The following is a 17,896-nucleotide window of genomic DNA, read 5'->3' on the forward strand; positions in this document are numbered from 1 at the left end:
GCTCTGTCAAATAACAGCAAGGACGGGGCAATGACTTATACAGCACTGATGTACCTCCATCTCGGGACTGTACTGCCGGCGTTTTTCATTGGCGGATGGATGATGGTTGGCCGAAAAGGCAGTGGAAAGCACCGTTTTTTGGGTCTCACATACATGGTTCTGATGCTGGTAACGGCGCTGGTTTCCCTCGGGATGGAAGCCCGGGTTGGGCCGCAGTTCTTGGGTCACTTTGGTTTTATCCATCTGCTTAGTGTACTGACCGTCTATGCCGTTTTTGAGGGACTCCTGGCGGTGCGCAGGGGAAATATTCACAAGCACAGGAAGAACATGATGCAACTCTATATCGGTGCCTGTCTGGTGGCTGGCGGACTGGCACTTATGCCCGGAAGGTTCTTGCACTCGGTGCTTTTTAGCTGAATCACAAAATTGGGCTACTACGGGTTTTTTCATCCGGTGTGGCTATTAAGATGAATCCAAGACAAAGGAATGGAAATGATGAACAAGCAAATAACAGCGTTATCTGGGCGCGGCTTATTGGTGACTATGGGGTTTTGTGTCGTTGTGTCTCTGTTTACCCAGAGTTTAAACCAAGGGTGGTACAGCACTGATTTGGCGATATCTGTGGGGTTTGGCCTCAGTTGCCATGGATTGAATATGTTGGTGAACCGGTGGTTCCCGGCCTGGTCAACACTCCTCCAGATATCTGTGGCGACGGTAATCGGGGTATGTCTCGGTCTTCTCAATATGATGTTCTGGGTCTATCTGGAATCTGGGCGCTGGTTGATGAACGAACTGGCCGCTACTGCTTTGATAGCTGTCGTATTGTCGGTTGCCATTTCGTTTTTCTTTGTCCACCGGGAAATTGCTCTCAAGGCTGAAGCTGATTTGCGCGAAGCCCGGATGAGGGAAAGTGAGCAACAGCGTGCGTTGGTACAAAGCCAGTTGATGACGCTTCAAAGCCAGATCGAGCCCCATTTCCTGTTCAATACCCTGGCAACCCTGGATGTACTTATTGTCCAGGATCCGGAAAAAGCCCGTCTTTTGCTTTCTAAAATTACCGAGTTGCTGCGAGCAAACCTTCGACATAACCGGGAAGACAGCGTGACGCTTGCCGATGAAAAAACACTGCTTGATAACTACCTGTCCATTCAACAACTTCGCCTCGGAGAACGTATGACCTTCAGAATCAGTGTGGATGAGAAACTGTCACCTGATACCCTGATTCCTCCATATATGATCCAGCCCTTGGTTGAAAATGCGGTTGTACATGGTATTGAGCCCGATACCCAGAGTGGACACATTGATGTACGCATCATGCGGCAAGGGAACCGGTTGGTGACAGAGGTAGAAGATAACGGTCAGGGGATGGGGTCAAACGGCGGCCATGGTGTCAGCCTGACGAATATCCGCTCCCGCCTGGCAACCCTGTACGGTGAAAACGGTAAGTTGACGTTGAAAGAAGGAAGCAACGGCGGATTTATTGCAAAAGTGGAGTGGTTATGCGGGTAGTTGTTGCCGATGATGAGCCTTTGCTCCGGCACCATATAGTAAAACTCATTACCGAATTGTCAGATGAAATTGATGTCGTCGCCAGTGTTGGCGACGGCAACAGTGCCTTGATGGCAATAGATGAATACCAACCCGAGGCTGTGTTTCTCGATATCCGGATGCCGGGAACAGACGGGCTCGCTGTGGCTAAAGAGCTTTCCGGCCGGGCACGGGCTGGGGAGGCTGTCCCTCAGATAGTGTTTATTACTGCCTATGATACCCATGCAATTGAAGCGTTTGAACGCGGTGCTGTGGACTATCTGGTGAAGCCGGTGGACGAAAGCCGGCTGGCCCAGACCTGTGAGCGGTTGCTTAGCCGTAAAAGGGATGAAGCGGAGCCTTCAGCAGATATTGCTTCGCTGCTTGAATGCCTGAAAACCGTAGAGAAGCCGGTGCTCAAATGGCTGAAAGCGAACAAAGGTGAAGATATTCATGTGGTGGCGGTAGATGATGTGGTCTACTTTCAGGCAGAAGATAAATACGTCACTGTTTATACAGAAGAGGATACTTACCTCATCCGGATGCCGTTAAAGAGCCTGATGGCTCAGTTGGATGAGAATGTGTTCTGGCAGATCCACCGGGCAGTGATCGTCAGGGTCTCTGCAATCAAAAAGGTGACCCGTGATTTTAGCGGGCGAATGCATGTTCTGGTATCTGTACCCAGTGCAAAACTGCCTGTCAGCCGGAATGGTCAGGCTCTTTTCAAACAGATGTGAAATCTTTTCCGGTATACCACGGTCATATCAGGCGTACCGGACTAATCACGTGCAAACCCCATCCGGTATCTTAGGAGTATCCGGCAGCAAATTGTTGTGCATGGATATCCTGCCTGACCTATCTCTTTTATTTAAAGTTTTGCCTGATCGATGACAACATCGGTCAGGTACTGTTTTTTGCCCGTTAAAACAGAGGTCTTTCTTTGTAGGTTCTATGATAAAGACAGTGTAGGCAAGAGTGCTGATGACTCGTGGAAACTTATAGTGACAGTGTCTGCGGATATTTAGGGTGTACTACTCCTGACGGGCATATCCACGGTGGTTTAAGGTATCGACATTCCAAGAGGCAGACGCCCTTGCTCTGAGGAAAATGGAGAGAACACAATGGAAAAAGCAACATTCGGTGGAGGCTGTTTCTGGTGTACGGAAGCGATGTTCCAGGCAATCAAAGGCGTACAGAGTATCGAGAGTGGTTACAGTGGGGGCCATTCCGACAAACCGGGGTATAAAGAAGTTTGTTCCGGCAACACCGGGCATGCTGAGGTCGTGCAGATAGTATTTAACCCGGAAGAGGTAAGTTACACCGACTTGCTGAGAATGCATATGGCCTCTCATGACCCGACGACACTCAACAAACAAGGGGCAGATACTGGTACGCAGTATCGCAGTGTGATTTTCACCCACAATGAGGAGCAGGCTAACGCAGCTAAAGAGGTACTTGAAGAAATGGCCCCGCTGTTCAGTGATCCTATTGTGACGGAAATTACGCCGTTTGATGCTTTTTTCAAAGCAGAAGACTATCACCAAAACTATTTCAACCAGAATGGTGAACAGCGATATTGCCAGTTGGTTATTGACCCTAAGGTGCGAAAGTTCAGAGAAATGTTTGCTGAGCGCCTGAAGTAATTTGGGCGAATAAAGTGAAAAGGAGGCTCAGGCCTCCTTTTTCATGGTTGAAGACCCATTAAACAGAGAAAATTAAAGACTACTCCGGCCAGGACTCGCTGTGATCCGTAGGTTGTGGGGTCACCGTCAGAATTTTTACGCCCTGAAGGCTCTCAAACCGGTGCCAGGTTGACTGTGGAATGACCATAATTTGCCCCTGCCGGAGAAAAAACTGGTGTTCACTGCCGTCCTGAAGCAGGACAAGGGTAGTCGACCCTTCTATAACCTGGACAATTTCATCTCCCTGGCGGTGGCGTTCCCATTCACTCTTTCCGGCAAAATGTCCGATAAATAATCCGCCATCACGGTAATCAGACAGCGTTTTGAAAGCGGGTGCGGCTTCGGCATCTGTCGTTTTAGGTGTCCGGTTGCGCAAAAAAGTCAGGTCGTCAAAGTCTTTGAGGTAGTTGATAGGTGTGGATTTCGGCATTGGCTAAGTCCTTTTTTGTAATGTTCAATCCGCCAGATTTAAGTTTATACCAATCAGACCGATCCCTTTGACCGTTCTGACGGTTTGAAGCCACCCTGTCGGCATCACTAAGGTGGCAGAATTGAGTAAAAACCGGCCAGTGTATCGGCCGGTAAAGAAGAGGAAGTATTTGTGTTTCGGTAATTACTGGAGGTTGCCGTCTTTGTCATAGAACTTTTGGGTGCTGTATTCATCAATTGACAGCTTATCCAGTGTGCCGACACGTTCGACGTAATCAACAAAAGCCTTGGCGTAGTCGAGGTAGGTATCCAAGATACGTCCGTCAGCAGCGACGGCACCAAATGTCAGGTAGCCGTCACGTCCTGAACTAACGAAGCTATTGGTGACCACAGTAATATTGGCGTCTGTACCGGTGGTATCCAGATCCGCCCAGGTACCGGCTACGCGAGAGTTGACTTGGATATTGGAGACGCGATCGCCTTTGGCCTTTGAAATATCAACATCAAAGCGAAGGCCAGAAGCGTATGGGTATGCGCCGGTTGAACCACTAGGATCCAGTGCGTAGTCCACAGCTTCTTCCAGAACCGCTTTGATTTCTGCTCCGCTCATGGTCAGGTTAACCAGTGTGTTGGCAAAAGGCAGCAGGCGGTATCCGGTTGCTATGGTGATATCACCAGCAGGGACATCCTCTCGGACACCACCGGCATTTTGGATGGCTATGTCCGCTTCAAGGCTCTGCATCAGGAACGCCTTGGCAACGATATTGGAAATATCAGAGCCGTTGGATTGGGTATCTGCTGCGGCACACAGTGCGCTATTGCCTTGGCCGGGAACACGTTCAAGGCAGAGGTTTATGGATGCAGTACCTATAACCTTCTGGGTTTCGGTTTCGATCCGCTGGGTGTACGTGTCCAGCAGTGTCTGGGCGCTGGCATCCGGCGTTACGATGCTCAGGTTGTCGTTGGCAGCAATGTTGGCATAAACCGCATCACGGTCAGTGCCGGTCAGCTCAACGCGGGTGCCGGTGGCATCCCTGCGTTTGAAGCTGTCGCCAACAAGCAGGTGCGGTGTACCTTCACACTTGGTGACATCACCGAACCAGTCAAAATCGACATCCAGTTCACCAACCACTGCTGAGTACTGCCACGCCTGGGCGACACAAACATTCTTGCCTTTTTTGTCTTTTACCATCGTCGGGTAGTCCCCACGACTGTTGAGGCCAACGCTGTCAAAATCGCCCAGCAGAGTATGGGAGTCACCGCCGATTATGACGTCCACCCCAGAAAGGTTCTTAGCCAGTTCCAGATCGTTGCCGTACTGGTAATGGGTAAGCAGGACAATCTTGTTGATGCCTTTTTTCTTTAGCTTGTTGATATAACGTTGGGCCGTTTTGGTTTCGTCCAGAAACTCAGTTGTGGCATCCGGGTTGGAAGAGTTTTTAGTCTTTTTGGCAATATCGATACCGATGATACCAATGCGTTGCCCCTTAACCCGTTTAACCGTGTAAGGGCGGAAGGAATCCCATTTCCCGTTAGGTGTCAGCGGTGACACACCAACTTCCGGGTGAACGTTGGCAGCAAGAACCTTAGTGTTGCAGTTGCCAGACTCAAGGTAGTCCAGGAATTCACGAAGGCCGGCATCACCGCCGTCAAATTCGTGGTTGCCGAGCGCGAAAGCATCGAAGCACACCTCGTTCATCAGTGCAGCGTCTGCTTCACCTTTAAACAGCGTGTAATAAAGGTCACCGGTAATGGCATCACCGGCGTGCAGTTTCAGTACCTTGTAGTCGTGATTGGCTTCAATCTCTTTGATTTTTCGGACCACCCGCGGGAAACCTCCCATTTGAACACGGGTTGCTTGGCCGTCGAGGGTCAGGTCTGCACCTGTGTCTGCTTCAAGGTGGGAATGATGGTCGTTGATATGGGCAATTTTCACGGTGATGGGTTGGTCAAAGCACCCGGAAAGCGCCAGGGTCATACCTGCCGCACCAAGTATGTAGGTAAGTCCTTTTTTCATATTAGTTTCCACATGTCGTCGTTTCGGAGTTTCGGTCGTCAATTAACCTAGATCAGCTAAATGTCACTTCAATAAATGGCGGATGACCGCTCAGTGACGCAAGGGTTGAAGATGCAAAGATAAGACATGTTGGGTCAGTCAGTATTAGCAAGGTTAAGACGGGATTGGGAATTGTATTGAGAGTCTGGTGAGCAGTGCTATGTTAAGTAAGCAGGGTAAAACTGCGGACATATGAGTTCGAGAGGTGGGTATGGAGCTTGAGAATGAAAACGGCGACATCATGCACCTGGCTGATGATTTGACGCTCAAGGAGCTGGTGGATATGGGCATTTCCATTGTGGTTTCAGAAGATGCCACAGGGAATATGGAACACTGGATACCGGTTGATATGGATGAGTAAGCCAAAGCCCCGGGTTCGGGGCTTTGTTGTATTACACGTTTGACGCCATCTTCCCACCATTCCATAATTTCTCCGAAAACCCGGGTTCGACGAGGATCCGGGCTTCAATTCTGATAACAAAGGAACATTTATGGCAAAGAAGAAAAAGCAAACCGGTGCCGAGGCGCAAAGAGAAGTGGTTCGGCATGATCTGGGTAAGGGAGAAATCCGGGATAACGCTCTGGCAGCAATGGTGACATCCAGGCTGTTCCGGGCAAAATGTGAAAAACCGAAAAAAGGGAAAGGATCTTATAACCGTAAGGCAAGAGGCCGTGGCCTCGAGCCTTATCCAATGGCTGCTTAATAAAAGCTATCATCGGATAAGGTTCGGAAAGCGGGAATGACAATGAAGAAAGTTCGCCCAACCGGGGTTTTCACCGGGAAAGTTTCGGAGGAGTTTGGATTCCCATCAGCGATGGGTAAAAGCCTTATATCCGGTAGAATTTATCTTTCAGAAACAGGGCTCGAAGGTGACGAGGTTGCCTCAACACAGCACCACGGTGGACCGGAGCGGGCGCTTCATCAGTATCCTTCCGAGCATTACACCTACTGGCGCGAACACTTTGGCGCGGATGCCGGATGGGGTATTCCGGGTATGGGTGAAAACCTCAGCACTGAAGGCATGACAGAAGAAAATGTCTGTATTGGTGATCGCTTTCAGTGGGGGGAAGCCGTCATTGAGGTCAGCCAGCCTCGCTCACCCTGTTACAAGCTGAACCGCCGCTGGGGGATTGAAAATTTTTCTGTCACCATGCAGGAGATCAGCCGGTGCGGCTGGCTCTACCGCGTGATTACACCGGGTTATGTCAGTGCGGATGATGAACTTGTGCTGGTGGCTCGCGAAGACAACGCGATGACAATCAAGGCGGTATGTGACAGTTACTTTGGCGACCCACTGAACCCGGAGCGGCTTCACACGTTGAGAGAGCAGACAAAGCTGTCCGCAAGCTGGAAGGAGAAAGTGGAAAAACGGCTGGAAACCGGTGAGGTTGAAAATTGGAACTTCCGGTTGCTCGGACATGCTTAATGCCTGAATAACATGCTAAAAAAGGAACCGGATTTGGTTCCTTTTTTGTTCCTATTTTATTCCCGCCATCATTGCGCTTCCTGACAGGAAAATAGAGCCAGAAAAAAGCTTGAGACGTTTTTGTGCGCGTGGGCTTGCCAGCTTTTGACGGATCTTGGTGGCAGCCAAGGCGTAAATTAAGGTGATGACAAAAATCACCCCAGCAGATGTAAGAAGCAAGATAGAGAACTGGGCAAGGTAGCCGGATGTCGGGTCGATAAACTGAGAGAGGAAGGCCATATAAAACACAATGCCTTTGGGGTTGAGTAAGGTAGAGAGGAAACCTGCTCGCAGCGCGCCGGCAGAGGCGCTTTCTTCCGAAACCGACTCAGTTGGTTTCCTTGCCTCAAGGATAAACATGACCCCGAGGTATGCCATGTAGGCAACACCCGCCCACTTTACGACCTGAAACAACAAATCTGACGTTGCCAACAGTGCTCCCAACCCCAGGACAGAAAGCACCATCAGCAAAGAGGTACCCAATAGGAATCCCAGAATACATTTCCATGCCGCCTGTTTACCGCGGGAAATTGAAATACCAACCAGCAGCATAATACTGGGGCCGGGAATAACCGTAATCATTGCCAGAACCGCGACAAAAGAAAGCCAGACGTTGAAATCCATTTCATTATTCTCTTTTTTGAACGTTGAAAGGTTCAACTTAACATTAAATGGGCAACACGTAATTATCGGTTTTCAGAATACCAGGCAAAGAAAAGCCCCCGCGCTGCGGAGGCTCTGGGCTCAGTAAGTCGCGGTTTATTTACCGGCGATCTTACGTGCCAAAATACCCTGGAGTTTGTAGATATTGGTCTTTGATGAGAATTCCTGGGAAATAGGCTCGCCCTGACCGGAAATCCAAAGCTTCAGTTCAGCATCCAGATCGAAATGACCGGAAGACTCCACCTTGAAGTTGGTGACCGACTTGTAAGGGATGGAGTGATATTCCACTTTTCGCCCTGTCATTCCCTGTTTGTCGATAAGGATCATGCGGTAATCGGTCAGCACAATCATATCGCGCACCAATTTGTAGGCCAGCTCTACCCGCTCATCATCACCCAGGATAGTGCTCAGCTCATCCGCAGCTTCTTGTGGATCCATTTCACCGGCGTTGCCCAACAGGGCGTCAAAGAGTCCCATTTCTGTTCTCCGAGTTCAGTTATTGTGTCACTATCCGGCAAAATACCTGCAAGCTCAAGAAACTTACTGCTGGATTGAGAAGACAAGGTTACCGCCGGTATTTAAAGCGACACCTAAGTGTGCTAAATCAACGTGAGGGGGAAACCATGTCATTCGTAATTTGTTTCATCAGATTAGGAGTTGTTTAAATGTCTTACTCCAAGGCTAGTTGCCTTTGTGGTGCCGTAAAAATTACGGCGGAAAATATCAATCCTAAGTTTACAGTTTGCCATTGTCAGTCTTGTCGAACTTGGGGTGGTGCTCCATTCTTTGCGGTGAAATGTGGAACTCAAGTGAAAGTGGAAGGTGATGATAAAGTAAAAATGTACAAGTCTTCCTCTTGGGCTTCTCGAGGCTTTTGCACTGAGTGTGGAACTCATTTGTTCTATAAATTCAAAGAAACTGGCGAGTACAACATGCCCGTGGGCTTATTTCCGAATCTAGAAGGATTGGAAATGGACATGCAATATTTTAGCGATATGCGTCCAAGCTACTACTGCTTTGCGAATGAGACTAAGGAAATGACTACTGAAGAAATCATGGCCTACTTTGCAGACAAGGTGTAACCAAACAAATAACACATATGAGTTCGCCTCCAGTCATTGTTACCGTACAACAACGGTTAGTCAGTCTCAGGGTAGGGGAAGTGGACAGCTTTCGGTGTAGCTGGTTGAAATAGATAAAAAACAGCAATTGTAGATTTATTTGTGTGATAAATATCACTTTCAATATGCATTTATAGGGGTAATGTTGCGCCACTTTTGTGAAAGAGGCTCAACGACAATGAAATTTTCACTCTCTTCAATTGCACTTTCTACTGTCTTGGCGTGTGCCTGTGTATCTGGCTCAGCTGTTGCAGATCCTAAGGTTCCGGGTACTGAACAAGGTTTCAGTACTGTTGAAATCATGCAAAAAGGGGAACCGGCTCAACTGCATTGGGTATCGGTTAAGGAGATTGAAAAGAGCCTGGAAGGCAAGCCACCAATGGCTGTTGGTTTTGATGTTGATGATACGGTACTTTTCAGCTCTCCGGGCTTTTACCGTGGTCAACAGGTGTTTTCACCCAATGGCTATAGTTACCTGAAGTCCCAAAAGTTCTGGGACAAGATGAACTGTGAGTGGGAAAAATTCAGCCTGCCTAAGCAAATTGGCCAGGAACTGATCGATATGCACCAAAAGCGTGGCGACCAGATTTATTTCATCACAGGCCGAAACCCTTCCCAGTGCGAAATTACTACCCAGTACCTGAAAGATACCTTTGGCATCAAAGATATGCACAAAGTGATCTTCGCTGGTTCTAGTAAAACTGAGTTCACTAAAACCCCTTACATCAAAGCTAACAACATTAAGATGTATTATGGTGACTCGGATGGCGATATTATCTCAGCACGTAATGCCGGTGCAGAAGGTATCCGTATTATGCGTTCAGCGGCTTCCAGTTATAAGCCATCTCCGGAAAACGGCAAATACGGCGAGAAGATTGTCGAAAACTCACAGTATTGATTTGAGTTTACCACCGCTTAAAACAAAACAAGCCTTGCTCCTGCAAGGCTTGTTTACACTGAATCTGAGCAAATTTTACAACGGTGTTTGCTCTTTGTTTGAGAGAGGCTGGTTCGCAACCGGACTGTCTTTTTTACTACTGCCTAGCTTTTTCCCACCTTCCTTCATCACTATTCCAAAAGCCAGTCCTAACAGCAGCGAAGGGATAACGGTTTTCCAGTCGCCATTGGAAGCGAAAGTCGCACAAGCACCCACAAAGGTACCGGGAACATACGACAGCCAGCGTTGTTGTGCCTGAATACACATAAAGAATGCAACAATGGCAGTCAGGATATAGCCAATAAAAGCGTGACCTGTTGCCTGGGAAACCGCGATGATCATCATCGCCCAGGCGACGCCGCTTATGTTTGTCAGTGCGCAGGATAGTGCGCCTTTGACTCCTTCCTGGTTTATAGCGAAGTAGGTCGTACAGCCAAGAAAGCCCGCCCAACTGAGAAGCCCGAGAGAATCAGATGTCCAGACCCAGAGCCCGGAGAAAATTCCCGTAGAGAGTGCGAGTGCGTACATAGGATTCATAAGTGTTGCTTTCTTTACGGTGAACAATTGGTCATTTTAACAGCTGCTTTGGCTAATGTGGTGATTTAGATCTAGTTATTTGGGTAACCAATGTAACAAGTTGGTGGTTAGTGTGATGAGTGAAGGGTTTTGTGCGGTGGCAGAATTTCATATACGTTGGAGCTGTGTAACCACAGCTCCGTGAAAAGGTCAGGGCAGAGGCAAAAAACCGGTTTTCAGGTGTTAGCCCCTGGGATCAAAGAGTCTTTTTGATGTCGATTTTTCATACTCCAGTCCTGACGGGTAGGACACTAGCTCCATTTGCATTCCCCATGGGGTAAGGAAATAGACCCAGGACATCCCACCGTTTGGTGTTCCTTCCATAGGAACAATGTCTCCCAGTACCTGTAAGCCTTGTTCTTTCAGATAAGTGACCGCAGCCTCGATGTCATCGACGTAGAATCCCAGGTGATGCCCCCCTACATCGGCGTTATTTGGCTGGCGCGTTGATCTTGGGATGTTGTCTGAATATTCGAATAATTCCAGATTGATATTGCCGGCGTTCATCATCGCGATCTGTTTGATTTCAGCTCTGGGATCAACGTTTAATTGCGTCTTCATCCAGTCATCTTCAGCGCTGAACGGTCCGAATGAATAAACCAGCTTGAAATTAAAGTGTGTTTCAAAAAACGAAACTGCTTCGGCGATATTGGGGACGGTGACTCCCCAATGATCGATTTTCCTTAAACCCGGAATTGCCATATCAAACCTCCTGTCAGATGGTAATGTAGTTGTAGCTGTCGTCAGACTTATCACGTTTTCCGCGGTATTTATCATCGTAATTCGATGCCCAGATGGCAGTGGCTGTCTGGTTTTGGTTCCAGTCAAAGACAGTCGAGCGGTGCAGGATCTTCCACTCGCCATTGCGGCGCTCGAATCGGAAGTGGTGACGTCCGCCGAGGATACCCTCTTTATCAACACCATCCTCTTCATGAACATGGTACGCCCAGACGTAGGCTTCTGCCGTCGCAGTATCGCCACTGATTTCAATAAGTGGATTGCTGATACGGTGCTGGGTTGCTTTCAGTGCGCGGAAACCCTCCATTGCCGGGTCAACAAATGCATGTGCATTGTCGTTGTAGAAAAACAATTCGGGGAAAATAGGATCCTGGTGCTCTTCAATCGCATCCTCCCAGTAGGTGGATTTCATCAGCTCGCCGTCAACACGGTCGAGGGCGCGGGCGAACTTGTACATGATTTCTGTCAGGGTCTGCTTGTCGAGGAGTTCCTGGAGTTGCTTTTCAATGTTCATCATTTTTCTCTCAATTCGGTTTATATGACTTGGTGGAGCCCGTTGTCGTTGAGAGACAGTTTATGATTTACCTAATAGAATAGAAGGTGGCTATAATGAATGCCTTCTATTCTAAAATGGAATCATTGTGGACCAGATTGAAGCGATGCGGTTGTTTGTCCGGGTTGTGCAAAAGTCCAGTTTCTCAGCTGTGGCAAGAGAAAAAGGGACTTCCCAGGCAACGGTCAGCAAAAAAATGGCTGCGCTGGAGGAAAAGCTGGGAATCAGGCTATTGATCAGAACCAGCCGCGAAGTGACCCTCACACCGGAAGGAGAACAATACTATTCCTACTGCCAGTCTATGCTGGAAGAGCTGGATGAAGTTGAGTGGTCGTTGCGGAGTAAGACTTCTTCACCGAAGGGAGTTATCAGGGTTTCGGCTCCGGTTGCATTTGGCCGTTTGCTTTTAGCACCGCACATTCAATCGTTTCTACAGCAGTATCCGGATATCCGACTCGATCTTTCGCTCAATGATCGCCATGTTGATTTGGTGACGGACGGGATAGATGTTGCCATCAGAGCTCGGCAGCTCGAAGACTCTAACCTGATAGCCAGGAAGCTCTTTGATAACCCGATGTTGCTGGTGGCTGCCCCCAATTACCTTGAGCTTAACGGAAGCCCTGAATACCCCAAAGACCTATCAACCCACAATTGTATTGTGTATTCACTTTTCCAGACTGCTCACACCTGGCACCTGAAAAAAGACGGGCAGGCCAGCCCGGAATCAGTGACTGTCAGCGGCCGTTTTGTGTGTGACAACGGCGATACCATTTTGGAAACGGCCCTTCAGGGAGTTGGTATTGCGGCATTGCCTGTTTGGATGGTGAAAAAGCATTTGGACAGGGGCGCTCTTACCCATGTATTGCCGGATTACCAAGGTGATAATTTGCCATTCCATGCGGTATATCTGCAGAGCCGCTATATACCGCAAAAAATTCGGTGCTTTGTCGATTTCCTGTTGGAAAACCTCCGGTCTGGTACTTTTTCTTCTTTGTGAAAAGATGCCACAAATACAAAAAAACGCCCCAGGTAAAACCGAAGGGCGTTGGAGAGAGGAACAGTATTACAACGGAGAGGGGAACTACTGCGCCAGTGGTTCGTGGCGGTAGGCAATAAGCCCGTAGGCACTCCATCCAAGGAAGGTGACTATGGAGCCCCACATCATCGCTTCAAAGCCGGAACCGTACAGAGCATAGAAGCTGTATGCGGTGGCGATAACTGCCATAAAGTCGGTGACATGTCTTTCCTTCGCTTCCACATGAGCAATTCTCTGCATGATGAAAATTGCAGCCATACACAGAACATAGGGAATAACGTTGGTGACAACGGCAAGGTTAACCAGTGCTTCAAACTGCTCGTACAGGGATGGCGAGATAGTCATCAGAGACAGGGCTGACTGAATCAGGGTAATGGCAACAATACCTTTAATTGGTGTGCCGCGATGATCCACCTGGGAGAACAGTTTTGGGAAGAAGCCGCCATCGGCAGATGCTTTGAAAACAGATGCGATGGTGAATTGCCAACCCAATAGGGAACCGGCGCATGCGAGAACAGACAGACCGGCAACCACACGACCTGCGGTGCTGCCGAGCATAGTGCTCCACACAGTGGAGAATGGTGCGTCAGATACTGCAAGGATATTGTTAGGGACGATACCGGAACAGATATTCGTTGAGATGATATACACCGCGGCGGCAATCAATGTACCGCCCAACACAGCGATAGGAACGTTTTTCTCGGGATTTTCGACAGATTCTGAGTTGGCGCAGGCTGATTCAAGGCCCAGGAATGCCCACAGTGTCATGGCAATGGATGAACTGACTGCCTCACCGAAAGGAAGGTGGTGAGGGTTCCATGCGTCAGCATACATGGTTGGGTTGAAGTAAAACCATCCGACAATACCGAGTGAACAAACCGGCAGGATGACGCCCCAAACTGTGAAAGAACCAATCTGGCCGGTAATCTTTGCACCGCCAAAGTTGGCGATTGAGCAAATCCAAAGGATTGCGATGGTGTACATACAGGTTTCGTAAGGTGTCAGGGTGGCGTTGAAGAAAGCAGCACCGTAACCTACACAGGTAATCGCAATGGCGATGTTCGCTATCAAAAGGGATAAGCCATAGGTCCAACCGGCCATGAAGGCACCGGATGGGCCAAAGGCATAAGAGGCGTAACCGTTCATACCGCCGTCGCGCTTACTGAAACGTCCGCATTTGGCAAATACATAAGCCAATGCCAGCGATCCAGCCGCAGTAATCAGCCAGGAGAGAACAGAGATGGTACCCACCTGTGCCAGCTTGGAAGGCAACATGATGATGCCGGAACCGGCCATGTTAATGAACGTCAGGATGGTGAGCTGTACCACCGACATCTTTTTCGCTTGTGTACTCATAGATTTATTCTCCATGAATGGCCGGCCACACTCGTGCCTGCGTGGCCGGAAATAGGGGATTCAGTCTTTCAGAACAGGTCCTTAGTCTTTCAGGACATAGCAGTAGGCTGTGGTACGGCCATCAACATCCTCGAGGTACACCCCCTGAATTTCAGGAGCGAACCCAGGGAAGCGGTTAATGCCTTCTTCCAGTGAAAGGAAGTAATCCACAACGGTTTGTGTCCAGACTTCACCCATGGCAACACAGATAATGCCTGGGGGATAAGGAAGGGCACCTTCTGCAGCAATACGTCCCAACGCATCTTTGAGCGGCAGGTAGTCGCACTCACCACGGAAATATTTGCGGGTTGCCACGTCAGGTTTATGGATCATCTTCGGCAGGTGATCACGGCGGAACATCTCTTTCTGGAGCTTTTTCACGTTCAACTCTTTGTACATGTCATGCATTTCCTGACAGAGCTGACGGATGGTATAGCCACGGTAACGGTCGATATTCGCTTGGTAGACCCTTGGCAGGGCGACGCTTAGAGGAGCATCTTCTTTAATGAATTTCTCGAAGCGGTTGATTTGTGCCACCAGGTGGCGGATTTTGCCCATATCTTCTGATGGGGTCAGAAGGAACAGGATAGAGTTGAGGTCAGATTTTTCCGGAACAATACCGTTTTCACGCAGGAAGTTGGCAAGCAGGGTAGCCGGAATACCGAAGTCGGCGTACTCACCGTTTTCGTCAATGCCTGCGGTGGTCAGCAGTAGCTTACAAGGGTCAACAAAGTACTGGCCTTTACCGTAATTTTCGAACTTGTGCCAGCTCTGCTCTGGGTCGAACATGAAGAACTTTTTATTGGTGGCGATTTCTTCAGTGGTGTAGCTTTCCCATGGTTTGCCGTCGATCTGGTGCGGGATAAACGGACGAATCAAGGTACAGCTTTTGAGGATTTCTTTACGCGCTTCGATGCCAGACATCACCGCATCTTTCCATAAGCGAATACCGGCGGCCCCATCATGGATTTTGGCGTTGACATCGAGTGCCGCGAACAGTGCATAGAAAGGTGAAGTTGATGCGTGCATCATGAAGGAGTTATTGAAACGTTTGTGGTTGCAATAACGATCCTGTCCTTTAATGTGACTGTCTTTTTTGTGGATCTGGGATGTTTGGGAGAAACCGGCCTGTTGTTTGTGGACCGATTGGGTAACGATGACCCCAGCATCTTCGGGTTTAAGATCGAGAAGAAGAGGGGAGCAGTCTTTCATCATTGGGATGAATTGTTCATAGCCTACCCAGGCTGAGTCGAACAGGATGTAGTCACAAAGGTGACCGATTTTGTCCATCACATAGCGGGCGTTATAAATAGTACCGTCATAGGTACCAAGCTGGATAATTGCCAGACGGAATGGGCGTTTGTCTTTAGCGTGCTTTGGTGAGACCTTCGCGATCTGTTCACGAATATAAGTCTCATCAAAGCAGTGCTCATCAATTCCGCCGATAAAGCCCCAAGGGTTGCGGGCTGTTTCCAGGTAAACCGGTACACCGCCGGCTTGAATTAAAGCGCCCTGGTGGATGGACTTGTGGTTGTTACGGTCAAACAGCACCAAATCACCTTCTGTCACCAGCGCGTTACACACCACTTTGTTTGAAGCAGACGTGCCGTTCAGGACAAAATAGGTTTTGTCGGCATTATAAACTTTGGCTGCATGACGCTGAGCACGCAGAGCTGAGCCTTCGTGGATCAACAAATCGCCAAGGGCAACGTCAGCATTACAGAGGTCACTACGGAACAGGTTTTCCCCGTAGAAATCGTAGAACTGCTTTCCTGTTGGGTGTTTGCGGAAAAACTGGCCGCCCTGGTGTCCTGGGCAATCATATTGTGAGTTGCCCATATCAACGTATGCTGCCATTGATTTAAAGAAAGGCGGCAGCAGGCGCTCTTCATACTTGGTCGCCGCTTCGTTTATCTGGCGCGCGTAGTACGTAGCGGATTGACGTTCAAGGTCAATCACTCCGGTAATCCATGCATAGCATTCGGGATTGACCGGTTCATTGTCGCTTAACAGGAAAATGGGAATACCGTAGCCGGTTTCTGATATTTCGGTGTGGAGTCCGGATTCAATATCAGAAGCGGTAATAATCACCGCACCGATATCTGTTAGGTCTGCACAGGAGATAGGTTTCGCTTCGCGGTTATATTCGGAATCTAAAAGTTCGGCAAGAAGACTGAACCCTTCTGGCATATTTGAACTAACACCAATAATTAAACTCTTCATGTTTTAATTCTCTTTCGTTTTGATTGAGTAGAAAACGATTTGAAATATACGCCAGGAAATTTGGTTTTAAATTTCGGCTGTTAATTGCATGACATTCCGCACGGAATAAAAAATAAAATATTCGCGTAAAAAGATTTTGTGATTTTAATCACGATAATGAGCCTTAGGGAAGGAGTAAGACGCAACTTGAATCTCTTCAATTAATTACAAATAAGGATACATTTTCGAGAAAAGTAATTAACGGTAGGTAATAAAAAAGCCCTCCTAATTTTTCGAGGGCTTTTTTAAGTTGGTTTTGTTACTTAGCTGTATAAATTGTGATTGAGTGTTACGCCATGATGTGTCCAGTAGAGGTACCTTTTTACAGCTGGACCAGAGAAGTACATCGTGTGATGGCACCCCAGACATTCAACAAAATAAAGTTGGTCTCCACCGACCATAACATGCAGCTTTCGGCAACTGCAGCGTTTACATGCTAGGCGCTGTATTCGTGTATTCAGGTCAACACGCCGGGCAAACTGAATAGTATCGTGGGTTTCAAGTGCTTTTAGCGCGCTTTCCCACATCGGATGCTCTTCTAATAGTTGATTAATGGCTAGAGAGTAAATGTAAGGTATTGAGGACTTATTTCCTTCAATATTGGTAATCTTTGAAACTGAAACACCGAGGAGTGATGCGAACTCAACCTTTCCATATTCCAATATAAAGCGGCTTGCTATGAATTTGTCGTAACTGTTTATATCGATCATAGAGCTAACTTTTTCTTCACTACACTTACATTGCTATATATCTGGGTTTAGGCGACCCAGACCCCTTATGTTTTGGCTGAATTGGATTCCTTAGTGTAAATAACTCCTTAGACATTAGTATACGGATATAATATTGGAATGTGATATTTTTATTATTATCACTCGGATAACATTATTTACGCTGTTTAACAAAATTGTCTCATAGGAAAGTTAAGGGTTCGATTATTTCGCTGAAGACTGTTTGGTTTTTAATGAAGGGAATTGGTGCAAGCTGGAAGTTGTCAGCCAGAAAAGGAACCAAGGCCCATGTTGATGATGTTCGATAGCCGATTTGCCCAAACAAGGGTTTACCTGAGTAGGTTTTTGCCGATCAGCAAATGGGCTGCCGTGTTCGTATCAGGAAGGCTGTTTTCGAAGCGTGGAAGAGAAGACGGGCTTTCTTATGTCTATACGCTCTGTGAGTCTCTTGGTTATTACATCTCTATATATAGAAAGAGGTAAAGCATATAGATAGGAGTAAAGCGTGCTTTACTCTTGGTTTAAGCTGTTCTTGTTGATTTGCATCTATCTATGTTACTGAGCAAGAGAGCTTACGGTGAACCGATAGACTGGATATTGCAGAGTGTGGACAGTTAGCTTAACGCCCCGTCCGGTGCGACAGCCTTAGGGTTGCCACATAAAAGAAAGAACAGACGAGACGATCGTACGAAGCCTGTGGGTAGGTTGATGATTTTCTATATATAGA

Annotated in this window: 20 protein-coding genes; 10 read left to right on the forward strand and 10 right to left on the reverse strand. The window is 48.0% G+C overall.

What is annotated here, in order from left to right; all coding sequences use genetic code 11:
- Nucleotides 1–30: 30 nt before the first annotated feature.
- From NF212_RS20630 to msrA, 4 genes are all read left to right on the forward strand, one after another.
- On the forward strand, nt 31–417 hold the full coding sequence (locus NF212_RS20630) for a DUF2306 domain-containing protein (RefSeq protein ID WP_434362806.1): 387 nt from the start codon (nt 31–33) through the stop codon (nt 415–417).
- Nucleotides 418–492: 75 nt separating this feature from the next.
- Nucleotides 493–1,509, forward strand: coding sequence for a sensor histidine kinase (locus NF212_RS20635; protein ID WP_434362808.1), 1,017 nt, complete (start codon nt 493–495; stop codon nt 1,507–1,509).
- Nucleotides 1,500–2,264 carry a LytR/AlgR family response regulator transcription factor gene (locus NF212_RS20640; RefSeq protein ID WP_434362810.1) on the forward strand — a complete coding sequence of 255 codons (765 nt, stop codon included), beginning with the start codon at nt 1,500–1,502 and terminating at the stop codon, nt 2,262–2,264. Before NF212_RS20635 ends, NF212_RS20640 begins: the two co-directional genes overlap by 10 nt.
- A 384-nt stretch (nt 2,265–2,648) precedes the next feature.
- Entirely contained in the window at nt 2,649–3,170 is a 522-nt protein-coding gene (gene msrA / locus NF212_RS20645; protein WP_434362811.1) for a peptide-methionine (S)-S-oxide reductase MsrA, read from the forward strand.
- Between the two features lie 79 nt (nt 3,171–3,249).
- Here msrA and NF212_RS20650 read toward each other — a convergent pair whose 3' ends face one another.
- Both NF212_RS20650 and nadN read right to left on the reverse strand, forming a co-directional pair.
- Nucleotides 3,250–3,639 (reverse strand): cupin domain-containing protein, encoded by a 390-nt coding sequence (locus tag NF212_RS20650; protein ID WP_434362812.1) that lies wholly within the window; start codon nt 3,637–3,639, stop codon nt 3,250–3,252.
- Nucleotides 3,640–3,822: 183 nt separating this feature from the next.
- Nucleotides 3,823–5,655, reverse strand: coding sequence for an NAD nucleotidase (gene nadN / locus NF212_RS20655; protein WP_434362813.1), 1,833 nt, complete (start codon nt 5,653–5,655; stop codon nt 3,823–3,825).
- Nucleotides 5,656–5,905: 250 nt separating this feature from the next.
- On the opposite strand from nadN, the gene NF212_RS20660 reads away from it, so the two are divergent.
- The 3 genes from NF212_RS20660 (at nt 5,906) to NF212_RS20670 (ending at nt 7,121) form a co-directional block, all read left to right on the forward strand.
- Nucleotides 5,906–6,055, forward strand: coding sequence for a hypothetical protein (locus NF212_RS20660; protein WP_434362814.1), 150 nt, complete (start codon nt 5,906–5,908; stop codon nt 6,053–6,055).
- A gap of 130 nt (nt 6,056–6,185) precedes the next feature.
- Nucleotides 6,186–6,398 (forward strand): ribosome alternative rescue factor ArfA, encoded by a 213-nt coding sequence (locus NF212_RS20665; protein WP_434362815.1) that lies wholly within the window; start codon nt 6,186–6,188, stop codon nt 6,396–6,398.
- A gap of 42 nt (nt 6,399–6,440) precedes the next feature.
- Nucleotides 6,441–7,121, forward strand: a complete 681-nt coding sequence (locus NF212_RS20670; protein ID WP_434363036.1) for an MOSC domain-containing protein — start codon at nt 6,441–6,443, stop codon at nt 7,119–7,121.
- A 51-nt stretch (nt 7,122–7,172) separates the two neighbouring features.
- Here NF212_RS20670 and NF212_RS20675 read toward each other — a convergent pair whose 3' ends face one another.
- Both NF212_RS20675 and NF212_RS20680 read right to left on the reverse strand, forming a co-directional pair.
- Entirely contained in the window at nt 7,173–7,784 is a 612-nt protein-coding gene (locus NF212_RS20675; RefSeq protein ID WP_434362817.1) for a LysE family translocator, read from the reverse strand.
- Between the two features lie 135 nt (nt 7,785–7,919).
- The gene (locus tag NF212_RS20680; protein WP_434362819.1) at nt 7,920–8,300 is read right to left on the reverse strand and encodes a PH domain-containing protein; all 381 of its coding nucleotides are present in this window, start codon (nt 8,298–8,300) and stop codon (nt 7,920–7,922) included.
- A gap of 188 nt (nt 8,301–8,488) precedes the next feature.
- Here NF212_RS20680 and NF212_RS20685 point away from each other — a divergent pair, with 188 nt between their 5' ends.
- Together NF212_RS20685 and aphA are read left to right on the forward strand one after the other, a co-directional pair.
- Nucleotides 8,489–8,905 carry a GFA family protein gene (locus NF212_RS20685; RefSeq protein ID WP_434362821.1) on the forward strand — a complete coding sequence of 139 codons (417 nt, stop codon included), beginning with the start codon at nt 8,489–8,491 and terminating at the stop codon, nt 8,903–8,905.
- A gap of 217 nt (nt 8,906–9,122) precedes the next feature.
- Entirely contained in the window at nt 9,123–9,842 is a 720-nt protein-coding gene (aphA, locus tag NF212_RS20690; protein WP_434362823.1) for an acid phosphatase AphA, read from the forward strand.
- A 75-nt stretch (nt 9,843–9,917) separates the two neighbouring features.
- Here the strand turns inward: aphA and NF212_RS20695 are convergent, their stop codons facing one another.
- The 3 genes from NF212_RS20695 to NF212_RS20705 form a co-directional block, all read right to left on the reverse strand.
- Nucleotides 9,918–10,418, reverse strand: coding sequence for a DUF1097 domain-containing protein (locus tag NF212_RS20695; protein WP_434362825.1), 501 nt, complete (start codon nt 10,416–10,418; stop codon nt 9,918–9,920).
- Nucleotides 10,419–10,640: 222 nt separating this feature from the next.
- Nucleotides 10,641–11,159, reverse strand: coding sequence for a VOC family protein (locus tag NF212_RS20700; RefSeq protein WP_434362827.1), 519 nt, complete (start codon nt 11,157–11,159; stop codon nt 10,641–10,643).
- 13 nt (nt 11,160–11,172) lie between these two features.
- Entirely contained in the window at nt 11,173–11,712 is a 540-nt protein-coding gene (locus tag NF212_RS20705) for a nuclear transport factor 2 family protein (RefSeq protein WP_434362829.1), read from the reverse strand.
- 124 nt (nt 11,713–11,836) lie between these two features.
- On the opposite strand from NF212_RS20705, the gene NF212_RS20710 reads away from it, so the two are divergent.
- Nucleotides 11,837–12,745, forward strand: a complete 909-nt coding sequence (locus NF212_RS20710; protein ID WP_434362831.1) for a LysR family transcriptional regulator — start codon at nt 11,837–11,839, stop codon at nt 12,743–12,745.
- A gap of 84 nt (nt 12,746–12,829) precedes the next feature.
- Here the strand turns inward: NF212_RS20710 and potE are convergent, their stop codons facing one another.
- From potE to NF212_RS20725, 3 genes are all read right to left on the reverse strand, one after another.
- A complete protein-coding gene (gene potE / locus NF212_RS20715) occupies nt 12,830–14,140 on the reverse strand; it encodes a putrescine-ornithine antiporter (protein ID WP_434362833.1) in 1,311 nt (436 codons plus the stop codon).
- An 81-nt stretch (nt 14,141–14,221) separates the two neighbouring features.
- Entirely contained in the window at nt 14,222–16,402 is a 2,181-nt protein-coding gene (gene speF / locus NF212_RS20720) for an ornithine decarboxylase SpeF (RefSeq protein WP_434362835.1), read from the reverse strand.
- 302 nt (nt 16,403–16,704) lie between these two features.
- A complete protein-coding gene (locus tag NF212_RS20725) occupies nt 16,705–17,151 on the reverse strand; it encodes an XRE family transcriptional regulator (protein ID WP_434362836.1) in 447 nt (148 codons plus the stop codon).
- Between the last annotated feature and the right edge of the window lie 745 nt (nt 17,152–17,896).

This window comes from Parasalinivibrio latis, from assembly GCF_036825535.1.
Classification (GTDB): domain Bacteria; phylum Pseudomonadota; class Gammaproteobacteria; order Enterobacterales; family Vibrionaceae; genus Parasalinivibrio; species Parasalinivibrio latis.

Bases quoted from the DNA above. Each gene is read 5' to 3' on its own strand.
- NF212_RS20660 (WP_434362814.1), top strand. From the start codon at position 5,906: ATGGAGCTTGAGAATGAAAACGGCGACATCATGCACCTGGCTGATGAT.
- nadN (WP_434362813.1), bottom strand. From the start codon at position 5,655: ATGAAAAAAGGACTTACCTACATACTTGGTGCGGCAGGTATGACCCTG.
- NF212_RS20680 (WP_434362819.1), bottom strand. From the start codon at position 8,300: ATGGGACTCTTTGACGCCCTGTTGGGCAACGCCGGTGAAATGGATCCA.
- NF212_RS20630 (WP_434362806.1), top strand. From the start codon at position 31: ATGACTTATACAGCACTGATGTACCTCCATCTCGGGACTGTACTGCCG.
- speF (WP_434362835.1), bottom strand. From the start codon at position 16,402: ATGAAGAGTTTAATTATTGGTGTTAGTTCAAATATGCCAGAAGGGTTC.
- NF212_RS20640 (WP_434362810.1), top strand. From the start codon at position 1,500: ATGCGGGTAGTTGTTGCCGATGATGAGCCTTTGCTCCGGCACCATATA.
- NF212_RS20675 (WP_434362817.1), bottom strand. From the start codon at position 7,784: ATGGATTTCAACGTCTGGCTTTCTTTTGTCGCGGTTCTGGCAATGATT.
- NF212_RS20700 (WP_434362827.1), bottom strand. From the start codon at position 11,159: ATGGCAATTCCGGGTTTAAGGAAAATCGATCATTGGGGAGTCACCGTC.
- NF212_RS20665 (WP_434362815.1), top strand. From the start codon at position 6,186: ATGGCAAAGAAGAAAAAGCAAACCGGTGCCGAGGCGCAAAGAGAAGTG.
- aphA (WP_434362823.1), top strand. From the start codon at position 9,123: ATGAAATTTTCACTCTCTTCAATTGCACTTTCTACTGTCTTGGCGTGT.
- NF212_RS20635 (WP_434362808.1), top strand. From the start codon at position 493: ATGATGAACAAGCAAATAACAGCGTTATCTGGGCGCGGCTTATTGGTG.
- NF212_RS20705 (WP_434362829.1), bottom strand. From the start codon at position 11,712: ATGATGAACATTGAAAAGCAACTCCAGGAACTCCTCGACAAGCAGACC.
- NF212_RS20650 (WP_434362812.1), bottom strand. From the start codon at position 3,639: ATGCCGAAATCCACACCTATCAACTACCTCAAAGACTTTGACGACCTG.
- NF212_RS20670 (WP_434363036.1), top strand. From the start codon at position 6,441: ATGAAGAAAGTTCGCCCAACCGGGGTTTTCACCGGGAAAGTTTCGGAG.
- potE (WP_434362833.1), bottom strand. From the start codon at position 14,140: ATGAGTACACAAGCGAAAAAGATGTCGGTGGTACAGCTCACCATCCTG.
- NF212_RS20695 (WP_434362825.1), bottom strand. From the start codon at position 10,418: ATGAATCCTATGTACGCACTCGCACTCTCTACGGGAATTTTCTCCGGG.
- NF212_RS20685 (WP_434362821.1), top strand. From the start codon at position 8,489: ATGTCTTACTCCAAGGCTAGTTGCCTTTGTGGTGCCGTAAAAATTACG.
- NF212_RS20725 (WP_434362836.1), bottom strand. From the start codon at position 17,151: ATGATCGATATAAACAGTTACGACAAATTCATAGCAAGCCGCTTTATA.
- msrA (WP_434362811.1), top strand. From the start codon at position 2,649: ATGGAAAAAGCAACATTCGGTGGAGGCTGTTTCTGGTGTACGGAAGCG.